This window comes from Streptomyces sp. AK08-02, assembly GCF_033795085.1.
GTDB classification, from domain to species: Bacteria; Actinomycetota; Actinomycetes; order Streptomycetales; family Streptomycetaceae; genus Streptomyces; species Streptomyces echiniscabiei.
The window spans coordinates 209,468-228,151 of sequence record NZ_JARAZV010000006.1 but is presented as its reverse complement, the minus strand read 5'-3'; the positions used below and the strand labels follow the sequence as shown (position 1 = coordinate 228,151).

Genomic DNA, 18,684 nt, shown 5'->3' with positions numbered 1-18,684 from the left:
GGACCTCCTTCGAGGCGGCGGCCTGGGAGCGGCCCTCCCGCGGACCTTCCCAGCATCAACAGTACGTCGGTAAGGGTGGCCTTCCCTGGGCCGATCGCATGATGGACGCCATTTTGAGACGGTTCGACGCCCGGACTTGTCATGATTTCCTGCCCCGACGCTGACAGGGTGTCAGGCGGTCAGGTGTTGAGGTAGGTCAGAACGGCCAGAACACGCCGGTGGTCGCCGTCGCTGGGGGAGAGCCCGAGCTTCAGGAATATGTTGCTGACGTGCTTCTCCACGGCACCGTCACTCACGACGAGCTGCCGTGCGATGGCCGAATTGGTCCGGCCTTCCGCCATGAGCCCCAGCACCTCGCGTTCCCGGGGAGTGAGCCCGGCGAGCACGTCCTGCTTACGGCTCCGGCCCAGCAGCTGGGCCACGACTTCCGGATCGAGCGCGGTACCCCCCTGGGCCACCCGCACCACCGCGTCCACGAACTCCCGCACCTCGGCGACCCGGTCCTTCAGCAGGTACCCGACGCCCCGGCTCGACCCGGCGAGCAACTCGGTCGCGTACCGCTCCTCGACGTACTGCGACAGCACGAGCACACCGAGTTCCGGATGCGACTTCCGCAGCTGTACGGCGGCCCGGACCCCTTCGTCGGTATGGGTGGGCGGCATCCGCACATCCGCGACGACGACATCCGGGAGCTCGTCCTGCTCGGCGAGCTCGGTGATGGTCTTGACCAGCGCGACCCCGTCACCCACACCGGCGACGACATCATGCCCACGGTCGGTCAACAACCGGGTCAGGCCCTCTCTCAGCAGCACTGAATCCTCGGCGATGACCACCCGCACCCTGTCCTCCACGATTCCCGGCTCCCCACCCCGTCCGAACACCAGGCTCCAGCATCCCAGTATTCGGACGAGGAAGGGGTTGTTGTCGCCGGGTTTTCCCACCCCGCACTAAAAGCGCCGCCCGGCACCCTCCAGGGGGTCTGGGGGCGCAGCCCCCAGGAACGGGATGGCACGGGTAAGGGCGGCGGGGGCGAAATACCCCCCCCACCCCCCGGCGCCCTACCCCCGCCAGGGCAACTCCGCGGTGACCCGAGTGGGCCCACCCACCGGCGAATCCACCACCAGAATCCCGTCCACCGCATCGAGCCGCCCCGCCAACCCCGCCAACCCGGACCCGCCGGAGGCATCCGCACCCCCCACCCCGTCGTCCACGACCTGCAGCATCAGCCGGTTCTCCACCCGCCACACATCCACCGACACCCCCGTCGCCCGCGCATGCTTGCTGACGTTCTGCAGCAGCTCCGACACCGTGAAGTACGCGATCCCCTCGATCGCCGCGGCCGGCCGCTCCACCAGGTCCACCTCCACCCGCACCGGCACCGCGCACCGGGACGCCACCGCCGACAGCGCCGCGTCCAGCCCCCGGTCCGTCAGCACCGCCGGGTGAATCCCGCGCGCCAGATCCCGCAGCTCCTGCAACGCCGTCTTCACCTCACCGTGCGCCTCGTCCACCATCCGCGCCGCGGCCTGCGGATCCTCCGTGAGCTTCTCCTTCGCGAGCCCCAGATCCATGGCCAGCGCCACCAGCCGTGCCTGCGCCCCGTCGTGCAGATCCCGCTCGATCCGCCGCAGGTCGGCCGCGGCGGTGTCGACGACGACCCCCCGGTCGGACTCCAGCTCGACGACCCGCGTCGCCAGCCGCGACGGTCCGAGCAGCCCCCGCACCATCACCCGGTCCACGAGGGTCAGCGCCCGCACGATCCAGGGCGTGGCCATGGTGAACAACAGTCCGACCAGCGCGGTCACGACGATCTCGAACGGGTTGTCGAGGTAGATGCTGTGGGTCTCGTCGCCGTACAGCTGGAGGCCGTCCTGCCCGCCGTACATCGGGAAGAGCCAGAACCACAGGGGGTACGTGAGCAGCGCCCACCCGTACACCCAGAAGATCACCGAGACCACGAACGAGAACGTCGCCCACGGCAGATGCAGCACCGAGTACAGCAGATGCCGCCACGAGGTGCCGCTCTTGAGCACGGCCCCCATCCAGGCCACCGCCCCGGGCTTCCGTCCCCGCGCGGGCTCCGGTTCGGCCACGTCGAGCCCGAGCAGCCCGCGCGCCATCTTCCGCTCCAGCACCCCGAACCCACGGCATCCCGCCAGGCCCACGGCCAGCACCGGAATCCCGAGGAAGGTGACCAGGAGACCCGCACCGGCGGAGGCCATGGTGACCGCGTACGAGAACACCAGCACGCTCATCGGCAGGCTCAGCAGCACATACGCGAACTCCCGCCAACTGCGCGCCTCGACGGGCGCCCGCAACGCGGCCGGCAACCGATGCCGCCGCCCCGGGCCCGTCCCCCCGTCGGCCGTCGAGTGGAATCCGGCCCCGGGGCCGCCCCGCTGCCCGTACCCCTGTCCGTACTCCATGGCCATCGTTCCCGTCCGTTCCGGTAGTCGGCTCGTCAGTTCATAAGCTCGTAGGTCTGTCTTCCATCGGTCTGTCTTCCATCAGCCTGCTCGCACCGAACCGCTCGGACCATGGAGCACGTAGGCGTCTTCCCCCGGGGGTTTTCCCTACCTGGACCCTGATGTCCGCACCTCGTTACTGCGCCCCGACACCTACGTGCCGACACCTACGTGCCGACACCTGCGCCCTGACCTCTACGCCTGGGTCCGTTCCCGCCAGGGCAGTTCGGCCGTGACGGTCGTGGGGCCGCCCTCCGGCGAGTCGATGACGAACAGCCCGTCCACCGCGTCCAGCCGTTCCGCGAGCCCCGCCATCCCTGTACCACCGTCGAGCCGCGCACCGCCGCGTCCGTCGTCCCAGACCTGGATCAGCAGCCGGTTCTCGGTGCGCCAGACCTCGACCGAGGCGTTCCGCGCCCCGCTGTGCTTGCTGATGTTCTGGAGCAGCTCGGAGACCGTGAAGTAGGCGATGCCCTCGATGGCGGCGGCAGGCCTGGCCGGCAGGTCGGCGGTCACCTTCACCGGCACCGTGCACCGGGAGGCCACCGACGAGAGCGCCGCGTCCAGCCCGCGATCGGTGAGCACGGCCGGATGGATCCCGCGCGCCAGATCGCGCAACTCCTGCAACGCGAGCTTCACCTCGCCATGGGCCTCCTCGACCATCGCCGCCACCACGTCGTCGGCCTGGCCTTCCAGAAGCTTCTCCTTGGCCAGCCCGAGCCCCATCGCGAGGTTCACCAGCCGGGCCTGCGCCCCGTCGTGCAGATCGCGCTCGATCCGCCGCAGATCGGCGGCAGCCGTGTCGACGACGACCCCCCGGTCGGACTCCAGTTCGGCGATACGGCGTTCCAGCTCGTCGGAGGGGGACAGCAGCCCGCGCACCATCACCCGGTCCACGTTCGAGAGCCCCCGCGCCAGGAACGGCAGCACCGGCCACAGCACGAACAGCGACACGAGCACGAGGGAGAAGGTGAAGACCCCCCAGGGCAGCCGGATGAGGTCGTACAGGATGGTGCGCCAGCCGACCGGGTCCTTCACCGCCAGCATCAACCGGCCGACGAACCCGAGTTTCTGGCCATGAGCGCCCAGGCTGCCACCCCGCGGCAGCGGACTGGGCTCGTCCACCCGCACCCCGAGCAGGGCCCTGGCCCGCGCCCGCTCGAACCGGCCCAACAGGCGCGCGCCCATCAGCCCGACGGCGAGAACCGGAAGGCCGATCACCGTGACCGCGAGGCCGGAACCCACGCTCACCACGGTCACGACGTACACGAAACCGAACAACGCCATCGGCAGGTTGGCCAGGAGATGGGCGATCTCCTTCCAGGTGTGCGGTTCGAGGGCGAAACGGACAGGGGGCAGTCGGTCGCCCTCGGTTTCCGCGCTGGTGGCGGTGATACGTGCGGTCATGCCCGCCAGCCTGCCCGGCCGCGCGCCACCACGCCATGAGGCGGACCGCCCGGCGACCCGGGGGAAAACCCCACCTTGCGAGGGAATGCGAAGGGTGTCGCAGGAACGCGAGGCAACTCGGACATGGCCATGCGTGACGGGCTGCTTACGGTCTCTTTAGCAGGCCCTAGACTCCCGTCCGTACAGATCACCGAAGACCAGGGGCGAGATCCCACGAGGCCAGGGAGCGAGGGACGGACGTGCCGGTACCGACCGCCGTAGCCGCGACGCAGTACATCGCGGAGTCGAACGTAGCCACGTCGAACATCGCAGCGTCGAACATCGCGGCGTCGGAGTACTTCCAGTCCTACTCCGTCGTCGGACTGCTCGCCGTCGTCGGCGTGCTCTTCGTCGCGGTCGCCTTCGGAGCGGGCCGCCTGCTGCGGCCCGTGGTCCCGACTCCCGAGAAACTCCTGACGTACGAGTGCGGTGTCGACCCCGTCGGCGAGGGCTGGGCCCACACCCAGGTCCGCTACTACGTCTACGCCTTCCTCTACGTCATCTTCGCCGTCGACTCGATCTTCCTGTTCCCCTGGGCGACCGTCTTCGCGGCCCCCGGCTACGGCGCGGCCACCCTCGTCGAGATGTTCGTCTTCCTCGGCTTCCTGGCCGTGGGCCTGCTCTACGCATACAAGAAGGGCGTCCTGACATGGACGTGACGCCAGAAACGCATTCGCCGGACGCCGTGCCCGTGCCTGTTCCTGCGCCCGTGCTGTTGCCGGAGCCGAAACGCCTGGGCGCCCTCGCCCGCCTGGCCCCCGAGCCGATGAAGGTGGTCCTGAACTGGGGCCGCCGCTACTCGCTCTGGGTCTTCAACTTCGGCCTCGCCTGCTGCGCGATCGAGTTCATCGCCGCGTCCATGGCTCGCCACGACTTCATCCGCCTCGGTGTGATCCCCTTCGCTCCGGGGCCGCGACAGGCCGACCTGATGGTGGTCTCGGGCACGGTCACGGACAAGATGGCCCCGGCGGTGCGGCGCCTGTACGAACAGATGCCCGAGCCGAAGTACGTCATCTCCTTCGGCGCGTGCAGCAACTGCGGCGGCCCGTACTGGGACTCCTACTCCGTGACGAAGGGCGTCGACCAGATCATCCCGGTCGACGTGTACGTCCCCGGCTGCCCGCCCCGCCCCGAAGCGCTGCTCCAGGGCATCCTCAAGCTCCAGGAGAAGATCGCCCGGGAGTCCCTGGGCGAGCGGTACGCGTCGGGACGGGCGGCGCGCCCCTCACCGGCCGCGCTCCAGAGCCCCCTGGTGCAGCCGCCGGCCGCCGGGGAGGGCCGGGGATGACGACAACCGGCTGGCTGCCCGCCCCCACCGAGGACCTCTTCGGCGCCGAGGCCACGGCCGAGGAGTCCTACGACGTCCTGACCGTCGACGTACCCCCCACGTCCTGGACCGCGGCACTGGAGACAGCACGCGACCGCCTCCACTGCACCTACTTCGACTGGCTCAGCGCGGTCGACGAACCGGGCACCGGCTTCCGCGTCGCCGCCCACGTGGTCGCCCTCTCCCCGGTCCGCCGCCTCCTCGTACGGACGACGGTCCCGCACGAGTCCGCCGTACTGCCCTCCCTCGTTGACGTCTACGCGGGCGCCGCCTGGCACGAGCGCGAGACGCACGAAATGTTCGGCGTACGTTTCGAGGGCCACCCGGGCCTGGACCACCTCCTCCTCCCGGAGACCTTCGAGGGCCACCCCCTCCGCAAGGACTTCGTCCTCGCGGCCCGCGTCGCCAAGGCCTGGCCGGGCGCGAAGGAACCAGGGGAGTCCGCGGCGGGTGCCGCACACGGTGGGCCCAAGCGCCGCCAGATGCTCCCGCCCGGCGTCCCCGACCCCAACGAATGGGGCCCCCTCAAGGGCCAGCTCCCTCCGGCCCCGACCCGCCCGGCCCGCGCCGCCGCCGGCCGGGCGACCGGCGACCGCCCGGTACGCCGCACCCGCACGGCATCGGACGGCTCGGTCGGCCAAACCCCGGAAACCCCAACCCCGGAAGCCCGGACCCCGGCTCCGGAGGGCACCCTCGCGCCGACCCCGCCCTCCCCACCGACCTCGTCGGCCACACCCCGCCGAGCGCGCAGCGCGAGCCAGGGATCCGCGTCACAACGCCCGCGGACACCGGCGCCGGAGGCCCCCCAACCAGGCGCGACGGAAGCGCCACGCCCACCGGCGACAGACGTGGCAGAGGCGACAGCGGCGACAGGCCCACAGTCACCAGGCCCCCATCCGCCAGGCTCAGAGGCGAAGGAGGCGGAAACAGTCGCCGCCGACACCACCCCCAAGCCCCCGACCACGGCCCCCCGCGCCACGGACGCCCCCTGGCACCACGCCCGCCCCACCTTCGACGAACCCACGCCGAACGCCGCTGAACCGACCGAGCCTCCCGCCTCTGAAGCCTCCGACCCTGAAGGCCCGACACGGGATGCCTCGCCCCGCGAGGACGCCACCCCCGAGGCGCCCGACAACCACCCCACAGGAGGCTCGCAGTGAACGACGCGCTGGACGTCGCCCTGCGACTCCTGATCGTCTTCGTCGTCTTCCTCACCTTCCCGCTGATCGTCGGTCAGACCGAGCACAAGGTGATGGCCCACATGCAGGGCCGCCTCGGCCCGATGTACGCCGGCGGCTTCCACGGCTGGGCCCAACTGGTCGCGGACGGTGTCAAGTTCGCGCAGAAGGAAGACATCGTCCCGGCCGGAGCCGACCGCCGTATCTTCCAACTCGCCCCCGCTGTGGCCCTCCTCCCGTACCTCCTCGTCCTCCTCGCCATCCCGATCGGCCCGAGCGAGGGCGCCGTCGGCGAGGTCGTCGACGCGGGCATCTTCTTCGTCCTGGCCGTCATGGGCGTCGGCGTCCTCGGCTCGCTCATGGCCGGCTGGGCGTCGGCCAACAAGTTCTCCCTCCTCGGCGGCCTGCGCACCGCCGCCCAACTCCTCGCCTACGAACTCCCGATGCTCCTCACCGCCGCCTCGGTGGCGATGGCGGCGGGCACGGTCTCACTCCCCGGCATCCTGGACGCCTTCGAGTGGTGGTGGCTGCCCTGGCAGATCGTCGGCGCGATCGTCTTCTTCGTGGCCGGCCTCGCCGAACTCCAGCGGCCCCCCTTCGACATGCCGGTGGCCGACTCGGAGATCATCTTCGGCGCCTACACCGAGTACACCGGCCTCCGCTTCGCCCTCTTCCTCCTCGCCGAGTACGCCGGGATCGTCGTCCTGTGCGGCCTGACCACCGTCCTCTTCCTGGGCGGCTGGCACGGACCCTGGGCCGCCGACGGTTTCGGCTGGGTCTGGACCCTCCTGAAGACGGCAGCGCTGGCCTTCGTCGTGATCTGGCTGCGCGTCACCTATCCCCGCCTGCGTGAAGACCAGCTCCAGAAGCTCTCCTGGACCCTTCTCGTCCCCCTCTCCCTCGCCCAGATCGCCCTCACCGGCATCGTGAAGGTGGTGATCTCGTAACCATGGCTGAGCCCCTCCCGCCCACCGGGCCCCGTATCCCCGGCATCGGCCTGGCCAAGGGCCTGGCCGTCACCCTCCGCACGATGACGAAGAAGACCGTCACCGCGCAGTACCCGGACGCCCAGCCCGACCTTCCGCCCCGCAGCCGCGGAGTCATCGGCCTCTTCGAGGAGAACTGCACGGTCTGCATGCTGTGCGCCCGCGAGTGCCCGGACTGGTGCATCTACATCGACTCCCACAAGGAGACGATCCCGGCCGCCGCCCCCGGCGGGCGCGAGCGCAGCCGCAACGTCCTCGACCGCTTCGCCATCGACTTCTCCCTCTGCATGTACTGCGGTATCTGCATCGAGGTGTGCCCCTTCGACGCCCTCTTCTGGTCCCCGGAGTTCGAGTACGCCGAGACCGACATCCACGAACTCACCCACGAACGCGACAAGCTCCGCGAGTGGATGTGGACGGTCCCGGCCCCGCCCGCCCCCGATCCCGCCGCCGAGGAACCGAAGGAGATCGCCGCCGCCCGCAAGACGGCGGAGAAACTCGCGGCCGCACAGACGGACCCGAACGAACCCCCTGCGTCCCCCGTGTCCCCGGTGGCCACCGAGCCGCAGGAGGGAACGTCGTGAGCCTCGCCGCCGCACACCCCGGCTTCCTCTCCCCGACCGGCGTCGAGATCGCCTTCCTCCTCGTCGGCTTCGTCACCTTCGGCGCCGCGCTGGTCACCGTCACCACTCGGCAGCTGGTGCACGCCGCACTGTGGCTGGTGGTGACCCTCGGTGGCCTGGCTGTCGAATACCTCCTCCTCACGGCCGAGTTCATCGCCTGGGTACAGGTCCTCATCTACGTCGGTTCCGTCGTCGTCCTCCTCCTCTTCGGCCTGATGCTCACCCGGGCCCCCATCGGCCGCTCCCCGGACGCCGACTCCGGCAACCGGTGGGCCGCCCTCGGCGTGGCCCTTGCCTCGGCCGTCGCCCTGGTCTGGGTCGTCGTCGACGCCTTCCGCACGACCTGGATCGACCTGGACGGCGCCGCCGCCGGTTCCACCGCCGTCACCGGCGCCAGCCTCTTCCAGAACTGGGTCCTCCCCTTCGAGGCCCTCTCCGTGCTCCTCCTCGCCGCCCTGGTCGGCGCGATCGTCCTCTCCCGCAAGAAGAAGGCGGAGTCGAGCTCTCCCCCCGTGAACTCCCGAGCGGCGACCGGTAGTTCCCCCTCTGTCCCGGATTCCCGGAATCACCCGATCGAGCGAAACGGCCCGGCCGAGCAGGAAGGTGCCCTCTGATGCACCTCGCCTATCCCGCCGTACTCTCCGCCCTCCTCTTCTGCACCGGCCTCTACGGCGTCCTGGCCCGCCGCAACGCGATCCTGGTCCTGATGTCCGTCGAGCTGATGCTCAACGCCGTCAACCTGAACCTCGTCGCCTTCGACGTCTGGCTCAGCAGGACGGCCCGCGACACCCTGCACTCCGGCCAGGCCCTCACCCTGTTCACCATCGCCATCGCCGCCGCCGAGATCGGCATCGGCCTGGCGATCGTCCTCGCCGTCCACCGCAACCGCGGCACCGCGGACATCGACAAGCTCCGCGACACCGCCGAGCCGCACGGCCCCGACGAAGCCACCGATCCCACCGGGACCACCCTCACGGAAGACGAGAAGGCTGAGGCCACCGCGTGACCACGACCACCCTCGCCGTCCTCGTCCCCCTTCTCTCGTTCCTGGGCGCCGCGGCCGGCCTGCTCCTGGGCCGCACGGCCCCCGGCTTCGTACGCCCCCTCGCCGTGCTGCCACCCCTCGCGGCGCTCGTCCTCGCCGTACTCGTCGCCGTACGTCAGGGCGGCGACCGGGCCATTGACGCCGCCACCGAGCTCACGCCCACCGGCTCGGTCCCCGTCGAACTCGCCCTGCACATCGACGGCTTCGCCGCCCTCGTCGCCGTCCTGGTCGCCCTGGTCGCGACCTGCGTGCAGATCTACTCGACGGCCTATCTGCGCGACGACCCGCGCTACCCCTCGTACGCCGCTCTCGTCTCCCTCTTCACCTCCGCGATGCTGCTCGTCGTCTACTCCGGCGACCTGATGGTGCTGCTGGTCGGCTGGGAGATCATGGGCATCTGCTCGTACTTCCTGGTCGGCCACTACTGGGAGACCCCGGAAGCCCGCGCCGCCTCCCTCAAGGCCTTCCTCGTCACCAAACTCGGTGATGTCCCCTTCCTGATCGGCCTGTTCGCGCTCGCCACCGACGCCGGGTCCTTCCGGATCACGAAGATCCTCGGCACCGTCGCCGGCGGCGGACTCGACCACCCGACGCTGGTTGCCCTGCTGCTCCTGGCCGGCGTGGCGGGCAAGTCGGCGCAGTTCCCGCTGCACACCTGGCTCCCCGACGCGATGGCGGGCCCCACGCCCGTCTCCGCGCTGATCCACGCCGCGACGATGGTCGCCGCCGGTGTCTACTTCATCGCCCGGCTCCTCCCGGTCTTCGCGGCCTCCTCGGCCGCCCTGGTCGTCCTCGCCGTCATGGCCGCCGTCACGATGACCGGCTCCGCCCTGGCCGCCCTCGCCCAGGACGACATCAAACGCGTCCTCGCCTACTCGACGATCGGCCAGCTCGGCTACATGACCGGAGCCCTCGCCGTCGGCGACCGCGGTGCCGCCGTCTTCCACCTCCTCACCCACGGCGCCTTCAAGGCGCTGCTCTTCCTCGCGGCCGGCGTGGTCATCCACGCCGCCGGCACCAACTCACTGGCGGCCATGTCCCGCATGGGCCGACTGCGTGACCGTGTCCCCGACGCCTACTGGACGATGACCGTGGCGCTCCTCGCGCTCGCCGCGATCCCGCCGTTCAGTGGCTTCTTCTCCAAGGAGTCCGTCCTCGGCGCCGCCGAACACGTCACCACCGGACACACCGAGGGCATCCCCGATGCCGCCGGCTGGATCGTCCTCGTCGCAGGCCTGGTATCGGCCCTCCTCACGGCCGCCTACGCGACCCGCCTGTGGCTGCTCGCCTTCCGGGGCCGAGGCGCCGACGCCCCCGACCACGGCAGGCAGCCAGTCGCGATGACCACGGTGCTCTGGGTGCTCGCGGTGCCCTCCCTGGCCCTCGGCGGCCTCGCCTACGGCAGACTGCCCGACTGGTTCGACGGCCACGACCTGAACCCGACGCTCACCACCTCCGTCCTCGGCACAGGAGTGGCCCTCGTCGGCGGCCTCGTCACCTACGGCGCCTGGCGCCACACCTCCGCTCTGGCGACCCGCGTTCCGATGGGCGCCGTCGCGGCCCACCCGGACGCCGACGGCGGCGTCGTCGAGGCCGAGGCCATCGCCACCCACACCCCCGCCTACGGAGACATGGCCACCGCACCCGACCCGGCGGATCCCGGACGCCTCCTGCTCGGCCCGCTGCACCGGCACGCGGCCGTCGGCTTCCACCTGGACGCCCTGTACACGGCGCTGTTCGTCCGCCCGGTCCAGGCCGGCGCCACCCTCGTCCGGTTCCTGGACCGCGAGGTCGTCGACACCTACGTACGCGGCGCGAGCGCCGTGCCCCGTCTGCTGGGCGACGCCGTACGGCGCGCTCAGACCGGCAACGTGCAGACCTATGTGAGCGCGCTGCTCGCCGGCACCGTCGTCCTGGTGGTCGCCGTCCTCCTCGTCGCCACGGGAGCGTGAGCAGGCGTGATCGATATCAACGAGTCAGTGATGCGGTTCCTTCTGGCATTCCTCGTCGTGGGCCCGCTGATCGGCGCTGTCGCCGCTCTCCTGCCGGCCCCACCAGGACTGAAGGGGAAGTCGCCCGAGCAGGCCGTGCTGCGGCACGGTGTGACCGTCACCGGCGTGGTGCTCATCGCCGCGATCGCTCTGGCGCTCGGCTTCGACCACGACCATCCGTCGAAGATGCAGGCCACGACCGACATCAGCTGGATCCCCGCACTCGACGTGCGGATCCACCTCGGCGTCGACGGCATTTCCCTCCCCCTTCTGGTCCTGAGCGCGCTCCTGACCTTCCTCTGCGCGCTCTACTCCTACTTCAAGCTGCCCGCCGGCCCCGCCCCGAAGGCCTTTGTCGCACTTCTCCTCGTCCTGGAGTCCGGCACCCTCGCGACCTTCGCCGTCCTCGATCTGCTGCTGTTCTTCCTCGCCTTCGAGACGGTGCTCATCCCGATGTACTTCCTCATCGCCCGCTGGGGCGGTGAGCAACGGACCCGGGCGGCCTGGAAGTTCATCCTCTTCACCCTGCTCGGATCCGTCGTCATGCTGCTGGGCCTGCTCCTGATCGGGATCAAGGCGGGCACGTTCGACATCATGGCACTCGCCACTGACAACGGCTCGGGCCTGACCGCATCCGTGCAGGTCACCGCCGTTCTGGCGATCGGGATCGGGCTCGCGGTGAAGACGCCGATGTGGCCGCTGCACAGCTGGCTGCCCGACGCTCACACCGCCGCCCCGACCGTCGGCTCGGTCCTGCTGGCGGGTGTCTTGCTCAAGATGGGCACGTACGGGTTCGTGCGCATTCTGCTGCCGGTCGCACCTGACGGATTCCGGACGTTCGCGCCCTACCTCGGCGCGTTCGCCGTCGTCGGGATCATCTACGGCTCCCTGGCCTGTCTGGCCCTCGCCCGGCGCGGTGCGAAGGGCGACCTCAAGCGGCTCATCGCCTACTCCTCCGTCGGCCACATGGGCTTCGTCCTGCTCGGCATCTCGACCATGACCCCGACCGGCGTCAACGGCGCGCTGTTCGCCAACATCGCCCACGGCCTCATCACGGGCCTCCTCTTCTTCCTGGTCGGCGCGCTGAAGGACCGTACGGGCACCACGGACCTCGACACCCTCGCCGACCGCACCGGCGCCGCCCTCTACGGCCGGGCCCCGCGCCTCGGCGGCCTCGTGGCCTTCGCCGCCGTCGCCTCGCTCGGACTACCGGGCCTCGCCGGGTTCTGGGGCGAGATGCTGGCCCTGTTCGGCGCGTTCGACCCCGCCGACGACCTCAGCCGCCCCGCCTTCCTCACCTTCACGGCGATCGCCGCGTTCGGCACCCTGCTCACCGCCGCGTACATGCTCGTCGTCGTACGCCGTGTCTGCATGGGCGCCGCCCCGCAGCCGGACGCCCCCCAACTCGCCGACGTACAGAAGTACGAATTCGCGGCCTGGACCCCGCTCGTCGCCCTCACCGTCATCGCCGGGCTGTGGCCGAAAGCCCTCCTCGGCCTGACCGACCCGGCCGTGCAGCAGCTCCTCTCAGGAGGCCCCCGATGAGCTCCCCGGCCCAGTCCACAGCTGAGTCCGTCGTCCAGTCCGTCGACTGGCTCGCCATCGCACCGCCCACCCTCACCGCCGTCGTGGGACTCGTCGTACTGGTCGCCGACCTGTTCATCGGCGACAACAGGAAGGCCCTCCTCGGCTGGATCTCGGTCGCGGGCCTCGCCGCGTCCGGCCTTCTGCTGCTGCCCCTCATGGACGGCGACCGCTCCACCTTCTGCCTGACCGGCAGCACGGACGTCTGCAGCTACACGGCCGACCGCTTCACCCTCGTCATCCAGTTCCTCGTGCTCGGGGGCGCGCTCCTCGCCGCCCTCCTCTCGGTCACCGCCCTCAAGGACGCCGACCGAGGACTCCCCGAAGGGGAGTACTGGTTCCTGCTGCTGTCCTCCGCCGCCGGAGCGGCCCTCCTGCCCGCCTCCCGCGACCTCGCGACCCTGATCGTCGCCCTGGAGGTCGCCTCCCTGCCCGCCTTCGCCCTCGTCGGCATCCGGCACGGCGACCGGAAGTCCTCCGAAGCGGCCCTGAAGTTCTTCCTGTCCTCCGTGACGGCGACCGCCGTCGGCCTCATGGGCATCAGCTTCGTGTACGCGTCCACCGGCACCCTCTACCTCACCGAGATCGCCGACCGGATCCAGCACGTCGACCCGCAGCTCCACACCCTCGCCCAGGCAGGCGTCGTCCTCACCCTCATCGGCTTCGCCTTCAAGACAGCCGCGGTGCCCTTCCACTTCTGGGTGCCCGACACCTACGTGGGCGCACCCCTGCCGATCGCCGCCTATCTGTCGGTCGTCGGCAAGGCCGTCGGCTTCTCCGGCCTGATCCTCGTCACCGTCGTCGCCTTCCCGTCGTACGCCGACGTCTGGGGCCCGGCACTGGCAGCACTGGCCGCGCTCACCATGACCGTCGGCAACGTCGGAGCCCTCCGCCAGCGGACCACGCGCGCGTACAGCGCGGTACGCCTGCTCGCCTGGTCCTCCGTCGGCCAGGCCGGCTACCTCCTGGTGCCGATCGCCGCCGCCGCGTACTCCGACGACGCCAGGAAGTCGATCGGCTCCACCGTCGCGTACGCCCTGATGTACGCCGCCGTGAACCTCGGCGCCTTCGCGGTGGCGGCTCTGGTGGCCCGTACGAAGCCCTTGAACCGCGTCAGCGACTACCGAGGCCTGTACGCCACCCGCCCCCTCGCAGCGCTCGTCCTGGGCTTCTTCCTGCTGTGCCTCGCCGGGCTGCCGCCGGGCATCATCGGCCTCTTCGCGAAGGTCACCGTCTTCTCCGCAGCCGTCGACGCCGGACTCGGCTGGCTGGCCGTGATCATGGCCGTCAACGTGGTGATCGCCCTCTTCTACTACCTCCAGTGGACGGCCCTGCTGTTCCGCACCCCTGAAGGAGCCGAGGAACAGCACCGCACCCCGGCCCCCCTCACGGCCGCGATCGCCCTGACCGCCGTCCTCGGTATCGCCCTGTCCGGCGCACCCCAACTGGTGCTGCGCTTCGCGGACACCGGCCTCTTCTGACCCTCCGCGGCGGGCACGCGCGCGTGGACCCTCACCCGGACGGCCCACGCGTGCCCGAGCGCGCGCAAGGGAACTGCGAACCCCCGCCTGGCGTTGACCAGTGCAGAAGGGTCCACTTGACCTGACACCAGGGTTCCCCTGCCGCACCACTAGGAGGGCGTACCGTGCACCGCCGGCACAACGGGCTCAGGACAGCCCTGCTCCTCGGGGGACTGTCCGCACTCATCATCGTCATCGGCAGCTTCTTCGGCCGAGCGGGCCTCCTGATCGCGCTCGTCATCGCGGTCGGTACGAACGCGTACGCGTACTGGAACAGCGACAAGCTGGCTCTACGCGCGATGCGCGCGCGCCCGGTGAGCGAATTCGAGGCCCCGGCCCTGTATCGAATGGTCCGCGACCTCTCGACCCAGGCCCGCCAGCCGATGCCGCGCCTGTACATCTCGCCGACCGAGGCGCCGAACGCGTTCGCGACGGGCCGCAACCCGCGCAACGCGGCCGTGTGCTGCACCGACGGCATCCTGCGCATCCTGGACGAGCGCGAACTGCGCGGCGTCATCGGCCACGAGCTGAGCCATGTCTACAACCGCGACATCCTCATCTCGTCGGTCGCGGGCGCCCTGGCCTCCGTGATCATGTTCCTGGTCAACTTCGCCTGGCTGATCCCGATCGGCCGCTCCAACGACGACGACGGCCCCGGCATCCTCGGCATGCTGATGATCATGATCCTGGGCCCCCTCGCGGCCACCATCATCCAACTCGCCATCAGCCGCTCCAGGGAGTACGAGGCCGACGCGTCGGGCGCCCAGCTCACCGGCGATCCGCTGGCCCTCGCGAGCGCCCTGCGCAAACTGGAAGCGGGCACGAAACAACTGCCGCTGCCCCCCGAGCCGCGTATCGAGACCGCGAGCCACATGATGATCGCGAACCCCTTCCGCCCGGGCCAGGGACTCTCCAAGATGTTCTCTACGCACCCGCCGATGGCGGAGCGCATCGCCCGGCTCGAAAAGATGGCAGGTCGCCAGCAGTGAAAACAATTCTCAACGTCATTTGGCTCTTCCTGAGCGGCTTCTGGCTGTTCCTCGCCTATCTGGCCGCAGGCGCACTGCTCTGCATCACGATTATCGGAATTCCGTTCGGTATTGCCTCGTTCCGTATCGGCGCGTACGCCCTGTGGCCCTTCGGCCGTACGACGGTCGAGCGACGCGACGCGGGTGCCCCCTCCTGCGTCGGCAACGTTCTGTGGCTGGTCCTCGCGGGCTGGTGGCTCGCCCTGGCACACGTCGTCACCGGCGTTCTGCTGTGCATCACGATCATCGGCATCCCGTTCGGCATCGCCAACTTCAAGCTCATCCCAGTCTCGCTGCTGCCGCTGGGCCGCGAAATCGTGCCGACGGACCAGCCGTTCAGCTCGCGCTGGTAACGCGTCCGCAGAAGGGGCGTCCTCGCGACCGCCCGACTGTTTGTCCACAGCCCGCGGGCGGGATCATGTCCCCGCTCGCGGGTTGTCCACAGGCAGCCGCGATTGTCAGTGGCGGCCTGCATGATGAATCCATGACCGAGATCGAGCAGTTGCTGACACGGGTGGCCTTCGCGGCGCGCAACACCCGTCCGTGGGGCTGGCCTTCACTCCCCGCGGACGCGGCGACGCTCGACCGCGCCGAGACCGCCCTCGGCTTCTCCCTGCCACCGCTCCTCGCCGAGCTGTATCTCCGGATAGGAGACGGCGGATTCGGCCCGTCCTACGGCCTGTTGCCCCTACTCGAAGGCCAGCCCGCAGGCGAACCGCCCGTCGTCGGCCAGTACCTCGCCAACCGCGAGGAGGGCCGCAGGGACCCGGACTGGCCCTGGCCCGAGGGCATCCTGCCGATATCCCACTGGGGCTGCGGGATGTACGCGTGCGTGGACTGCCGCACACCGCAAGGCACCGTCCTGCTGTTCGAGCCGAACGCCGACGACGCCGAGCACGCGTGGTACACCGACGCCCCCAGCCTCGCGGAGTGGCTGAACACCTGGCTCGACGGCTCGGGCTGGTACGAGGAGTCCAACGACGGCCAGGACCTGGAACCCTGGCCCGAATTCCGCATACGTACGGCGACAACGCCGCCGGCCCAAGGCACGTGACCGACGCGACGCTCGCGTCCTGTCAGTCGTGCGGCCGAGCTGCCGACCGCGAAGCCGACCACCATCGCCGCACGCCGTACGTGACGGCCCCCACGCCCAGCACGCCCGTGCCCACGACCACCGACACCCCCGGAAGTGCGAACGCCAGAGTCACACAGCCGAGGAGCCCTACCGCCGGCACCACCCGGGGCACCGAAGCCGAACTCAGAGTCCAGGCGGAGGCGTTGGCCACCGCGTAGTAGGCCAGAACCCCGAAGGAGGAGAAACCGATAGCGCCCCGCACGTCCACCGTCGCGGCCAGCACAGCGACCACCGCACCCACAGCCAGCTCGGCCCGGTGCGGTACCTGGAAACGCGGATGCACGGCGCCCAGAGGACCGGGCAGATGACCGTCGCGGGCCATGGCCAGCGTCGTCCGTGAGACGCCCAGGATCAGGGCGAGCAGCGAGCCGAGCGCGGCTACGGCGGCACCGGTCCGGACGACAGGCACCAGCCCTGGCACGCCCGCCGTCCGGACCGCGTCGGCCAACGGCGCACTCGCCTGCCCGAGCCCACCCGACCCCAGCACGGAAAGGACAGCCACCGACACCAACGCGTACACCACAAGCGCGATGCCCAGGGCCGACGGGATCGCACGCGGAATGGTGCGAGCCGGATCCCGTACCTCTTCGCCAAGGGTCGCGATCCGGGCGTACCCGGCGAACGCGAAGAACAGCAGCCCGGCCGCCTGAAGTACTCCGCCCACGCCCCCGGAGACCCCGACCTCCAGCCGGCCGGCGTCAGCGACATCGGAGCCCAGGCACACCACCACCACGGAAGCGAGGACAGCGAGGACCACTGCCACGATCGCCCGCGTCAGCCAGGCGGACTTCTGGACGCCGCCGTAGTTCACCGCGGTCAGCGCCACCACCGCCGCGACCGCCACGGCATGGGCCTGACCCGGCCAGACGTACGTTCCCACAGTGAGCGCCATCGCCGCGCAGGAGGCGGTTTTCCCGACGACGAACGACCAGCCGGCGAGGTACCCCCAGAAGGGGCCGAGCCGCTCACGCCCGTACACGTAGGTACCGCCGGAGGTGGGATAGCGGGCGGCCAGCCGGGCGGACGACATGGCGTTGCAGTAGGCGACCACGGCTGCCACGCCGAGCCCGAGGAGCAGCCCGGGCCCGGCCGCGTGTGCCGCGGGTCCCAGGGCTGCGAAGACACCGGCTCCGATCATGGAACCGAGCCCGATGACCACGGCGTCCCCGACGCCGAGGGTGCGCCGCAGTTCAGCGCGCGATTCCGCACCGGGCTGTGTCATGCGACGCACCCTACTGACCGGTGCAACCACCAGGCATCGCGGTGACGTCGTGTACGGCAACACCGACCCAACAACACACAATTCGAACGCACCGGCATGAGCGCGGCCGTCACGACGTCGCAGATCACAGTGCCGGGACAGTTCGAGCACAGCACGGAGGGGCAGGTTCAGGGCATGAGCATCATCGGCTGGATCATCCTGGGGCTGTTGGCCGGAGCCATCGCCAAGTTCCTGCTGCCGGGGCGAGACCCGGGCGGTTTCATCGGCACGACGGTCATCGGCGTCGCCGGCGCGTTTCTCGGCGGCTGGATCTCGGCGCGCTTCCTCGACCACCCCATCAGCAAACAGTTCTACGACGGCACCACGTGGGCGGCCGCGATCGGCGGCTCGCTGGTGCTGCTGATCGCGTATCGCATTCTGTTCGGCAATTCACGCGACTGAGCCTGTACCTGATCGGAGTCGACGGATGGGGATGGGCGCCCGTCGCGGGGCGCCCATCCCCATCCGTCGACAACAGGTGGACTACCGGTAGTTCACGAACTGCAGCGCGAACTCGAAGTCCTTGCCCTTGAGGAGGGCGATGACGGCCTGAAGGTCGTCGCGGTTCTTCGAGCTGACGCGCAGCTCCTCGCCCTGGACCTGAGCTTTCACGCCCTTCGGGCCCTCGTCGCGGATGATCTTCGCGACCTTCTTCGCGTTCTCCTGGGAGATGCCCTCCTCGATCGAGGCGAAGAGCTTGTACTCCTTGCCGGAGAGCTGCGGCTCACCCGCGTCCAGGGACTTCAGCGAGATACCCCGCTTGATCAACTTGGTCTCGAACACATCGAGGACCGCCTTGACCCGATCCTCGGAGTTCGCCTCCATGAGGATCTTCTCGCCGGACCACGAGATCGAGGCGCCCACGCCCTTGAAGTCGTAGCGCTGGGAGATCTCCTTGGCGGTCTGGTTGAGGGCGTTGTCGACCTCCTGCCGCTCGACCTTCGAGACGATGTCGAAACTGGAGTCGGCCATGTCCTGTGGCTCCTTGTATGGGGTGCTTGTCGGAATCTGCGAGCTGTGTATCGGCATGCGTGACGACAGCAGCCGAGCCCGGCGTACGTCCCGGGCCGCATCCGCATAAGCCTAGCCACCCCC

19 protein-coding genes are annotated in these 18,684 nt (G+C 70.0%); 14 read left to right on the top strand and 5 right to left on the bottom strand.

The features are described 5' to 3' along the window. Positions 1-179: 179 nt before the first annotated feature. From PV734_RS14465 to PV734_RS14455, 3 genes are all read right to left on the bottom strand, one after another. Positions 180-839 carry a response regulator transcription factor gene (locus PV734_RS14465; RefSeq protein WP_319090702.1) on the bottom strand — a complete coding sequence of 220 codons (660 nt, stop codon included), beginning with the start codon at positions 837-839 and terminating at the stop codon, positions 180-182. A 219-nt stretch (positions 840-1,058) separates the two neighbouring features. Continuing rightward, on the bottom strand, positions 1,059-2,432 hold the full coding sequence (locus PV734_RS14460) for a sensor histidine kinase (protein WP_319090459.1): 1,374 nt from the start codon (positions 2,430-2,432) through the stop codon (positions 1,059-1,061). A 228-nt stretch (positions 2,433-2,660) separates the two neighbouring features. Then, complete coding sequence (locus PV734_RS14455; protein WP_319090458.1) at positions 2,661-3,872, bottom strand: sensor histidine kinase; 1,212 nt, start codon at positions 3,870-3,872, stop codon at positions 2,661-2,663. 275 nt (positions 3,873-4,147) lie between these two features. On the opposite strand from PV734_RS14455, the gene PV734_RS14450 reads away from it, so the two are divergent. From PV734_RS14450 to PV734_RS14390, 13 genes are all read left to right on the top strand, one after another. Next, complete coding sequence (locus tag PV734_RS14450; protein ID WP_319090701.1) at positions 4,148-4,570, top strand: NADH-quinone oxidoreductase subunit A; 423 nt, start codon at positions 4,148-4,150, stop codon at positions 4,568-4,570. Next, positions 4,561-5,199: an NADH-quinone oxidoreductase subunit B family protein gene (locus tag PV734_RS14445; protein WP_319090457.1), complete on the top strand. Its 639-nt coding sequence runs from the start codon at positions 4,561-4,563 to the stop codon at positions 5,197-5,199. The genes PV734_RS14450 and PV734_RS14445 overlap by 10 nt, the downstream gene beginning before the upstream one ends. Further along, positions 5,196-6,398, top strand: a complete 1,203-nt coding sequence (locus PV734_RS14440; RefSeq protein WP_319289714.1) for an NADH-quinone oxidoreductase subunit C — start codon at positions 5,196-5,198, stop codon at positions 6,396-6,398. The genes PV734_RS14445 and PV734_RS14440 overlap by 4 nt, the downstream gene beginning before the upstream one ends. Further along, positions 6,395-7,363: a complex I subunit 1 family protein gene (locus PV734_RS14435; RefSeq protein WP_319289712.1), complete on the top strand. Its 969-nt coding sequence runs from the start codon at positions 6,395-6,397 to the stop codon at positions 7,361-7,363. The genes PV734_RS14440 and PV734_RS14435 overlap by 4 nt, the downstream gene beginning before the upstream one ends. A 2-nt stretch (positions 7,364-7,365) precedes the next feature. After that, positions 7,366-7,986: an NADH-quinone oxidoreductase subunit I gene (locus PV734_RS14430; RefSeq protein WP_319289710.1), complete on the top strand. Its 621-nt coding sequence runs from the start codon at positions 7,366-7,368 to the stop codon at positions 7,984-7,986. Beyond that, on the top strand, positions 7,983-8,639 hold the full coding sequence (locus tag PV734_RS14425) for an NADH-quinone oxidoreductase subunit J (protein WP_319289708.1): 657 nt from the start codon (positions 7,983-7,985) through the stop codon (positions 8,637-8,639). Before PV734_RS14430 ends, PV734_RS14425 begins: the two co-directional genes overlap by 4 nt. Beyond that, positions 8,639-9,031 carry an NADH-quinone oxidoreductase subunit NuoK gene (gene nuoK / locus PV734_RS14420; protein WP_319289706.1) on the top strand — a complete coding sequence of 131 codons (393 nt, stop codon included), beginning with the start codon at positions 8,639-8,641 and terminating at the stop codon, positions 9,029-9,031. The genes PV734_RS14425 and nuoK overlap by 1 nt, the downstream gene beginning before the upstream one ends. Further along, entirely contained in the window at positions 9,028-11,022 is a 1,995-nt protein-coding gene (locus PV734_RS14415; protein ID WP_319289704.1) for an NADH-quinone oxidoreductase subunit L, read from the top strand. Before nuoK ends, PV734_RS14415 begins: the two co-directional genes overlap by 4 nt. Before the next feature lie 6 nt (positions 11,023-11,028). After that, positions 11,029-12,606 (top strand): NADH-quinone oxidoreductase subunit M, encoded by a 1,578-nt coding sequence (locus PV734_RS14410; protein ID WP_319289701.1) that lies wholly within the window; start codon positions 11,029-11,031, stop codon positions 12,604-12,606. Then, complete coding sequence (locus PV734_RS14405; RefSeq protein ID WP_319289700.1) at positions 12,603-14,126, top strand: NADH-quinone oxidoreductase subunit N; 1,524 nt, start codon at positions 12,603-12,605, stop codon at positions 14,124-14,126. The genes PV734_RS14410 and PV734_RS14405 overlap by 4 nt, the downstream gene beginning before the upstream one ends. Before the next feature lie 164 nt (positions 14,127-14,290). Continuing rightward, entirely contained in the window at positions 14,291-15,154 is an 864-nt protein-coding gene (htpX, locus tag PV734_RS14400) for a zinc metalloprotease HtpX (protein WP_319289698.1), read from the top strand. Continuing rightward, positions 15,151-15,546 (top strand): YccF domain-containing protein, encoded by a 396-nt coding sequence (locus PV734_RS14395; protein WP_319090447.1) that lies wholly within the window; start codon positions 15,151-15,153, stop codon positions 15,544-15,546. Before htpX ends, PV734_RS14395 begins: the two co-directional genes overlap by 4 nt. A gap of 131 nt (positions 15,547-15,677) precedes the next feature. Then, positions 15,678-16,247 (top strand): SMI1/KNR4 family protein, encoded by a 570-nt coding sequence (locus tag PV734_RS14390; protein WP_319289696.1) that lies wholly within the window; start codon positions 15,678-15,680, stop codon positions 16,245-16,247. Between the two features lie 22 nt (positions 16,248-16,269). Here the strand turns inward: PV734_RS14390 and PV734_RS14385 are convergent, their stop codons facing one another. Continuing rightward, the gene (locus PV734_RS14385; protein WP_319289695.1) at positions 16,270-17,550 is read right to left on the bottom strand and encodes an APC family permease; all 1,281 of its coding nucleotides are present in this window, start codon (positions 17,548-17,550) and stop codon (positions 16,270-16,272) included. Between the two features lie 174 nt (positions 17,551-17,724). Here PV734_RS14385 and PV734_RS14380 point away from each other — a divergent pair, with 174 nt between their 5' ends. Next, the gene (locus PV734_RS14380) at positions 17,725-17,991 is read left to right on the top strand and encodes a GlsB/YeaQ/YmgE family stress response membrane protein (RefSeq protein ID WP_319090700.1); all 267 of its coding nucleotides are present in this window, start codon (positions 17,725-17,727) and stop codon (positions 17,989-17,991) included. An 81-nt stretch (positions 17,992-18,072) separates the two neighbouring features. Here PV734_RS14380 and PV734_RS14375 read toward each other — a convergent pair whose 3' ends face one another. Continuing rightward, complete coding sequence (locus PV734_RS14375; protein ID WP_319090444.1) at positions 18,073-18,561, bottom strand: YajQ family cyclic di-GMP-binding protein; 489 nt, start codon at positions 18,559-18,561, stop codon at positions 18,073-18,075. Between the last annotated feature and the right edge of the window lie 123 nt (positions 18,562-18,684).

What these genes read in the sequence shown, in the direction of transcription:
- PV734_RS14460 (WP_319090459.1), bottom strand. Translation starts at nt 2,432, where the DNA reads ATGGCCATGGAGTACGGACAGGGGTACGGGCAGCGGGGCGGCCCCGGG.
- PV734_RS14455 (WP_319090458.1), bottom strand. Translation starts at nt 3,872, where the DNA reads ATGACCGCACGTATCACCGCCACCAGCGCGGAAACCGAGGGCGACCGA.
- PV734_RS14445 (WP_319090457.1), top strand. Translation starts at nt 4,561, where the DNA reads ATGGACGTGACGCCAGAAACGCATTCGCCGGACGCCGTGCCCGTGCCT.
- PV734_RS14440 (WP_319289714.1), top strand. Translation starts at nt 5,196, where the DNA reads ATGACGACAACCGGCTGGCTGCCCGCCCCCACCGAGGACCTCTTCGGC.
- PV734_RS14430 (WP_319289710.1), top strand. Translation starts at nt 7,366, where the DNA reads ATGGCTGAGCCCCTCCCGCCCACCGGGCCCCGTATCCCCGGCATCGGC.
- nuoK (WP_319289706.1), top strand. Translation starts at nt 8,639, where the DNA reads ATGCACCTCGCCTATCCCGCCGTACTCTCCGCCCTCCTCTTCTGCACC.
- PV734_RS14405 (WP_319289700.1), top strand. Translation starts at nt 12,603, where the DNA reads ATGAGCTCCCCGGCCCAGTCCACAGCTGAGTCCGTCGTCCAGTCCGTC.
- PV734_RS14390 (WP_319289696.1), top strand. Translation starts at nt 15,678, where the DNA reads ATGACCGAGATCGAGCAGTTGCTGACACGGGTGGCCTTCGCGGCGCGC.
- PV734_RS14385 (WP_319289695.1), bottom strand. Translation starts at nt 17,550, where the DNA reads ATGACACAGCCCGGTGCGGAATCGCGCGCTGAACTGCGGCGCACCCTC.
- PV734_RS14380 (WP_319090700.1), top strand. Translation starts at nt 17,725, where the DNA reads ATGAGCATCATCGGCTGGATCATCCTGGGGCTGTTGGCCGGAGCCATC.
- PV734_RS14375 (WP_319090444.1), bottom strand. Translation starts at nt 18,561, where the DNA reads ATGGCCGACTCCAGTTTCGACATCGTCTCGAAGGTCGAGCGGCAGGAG.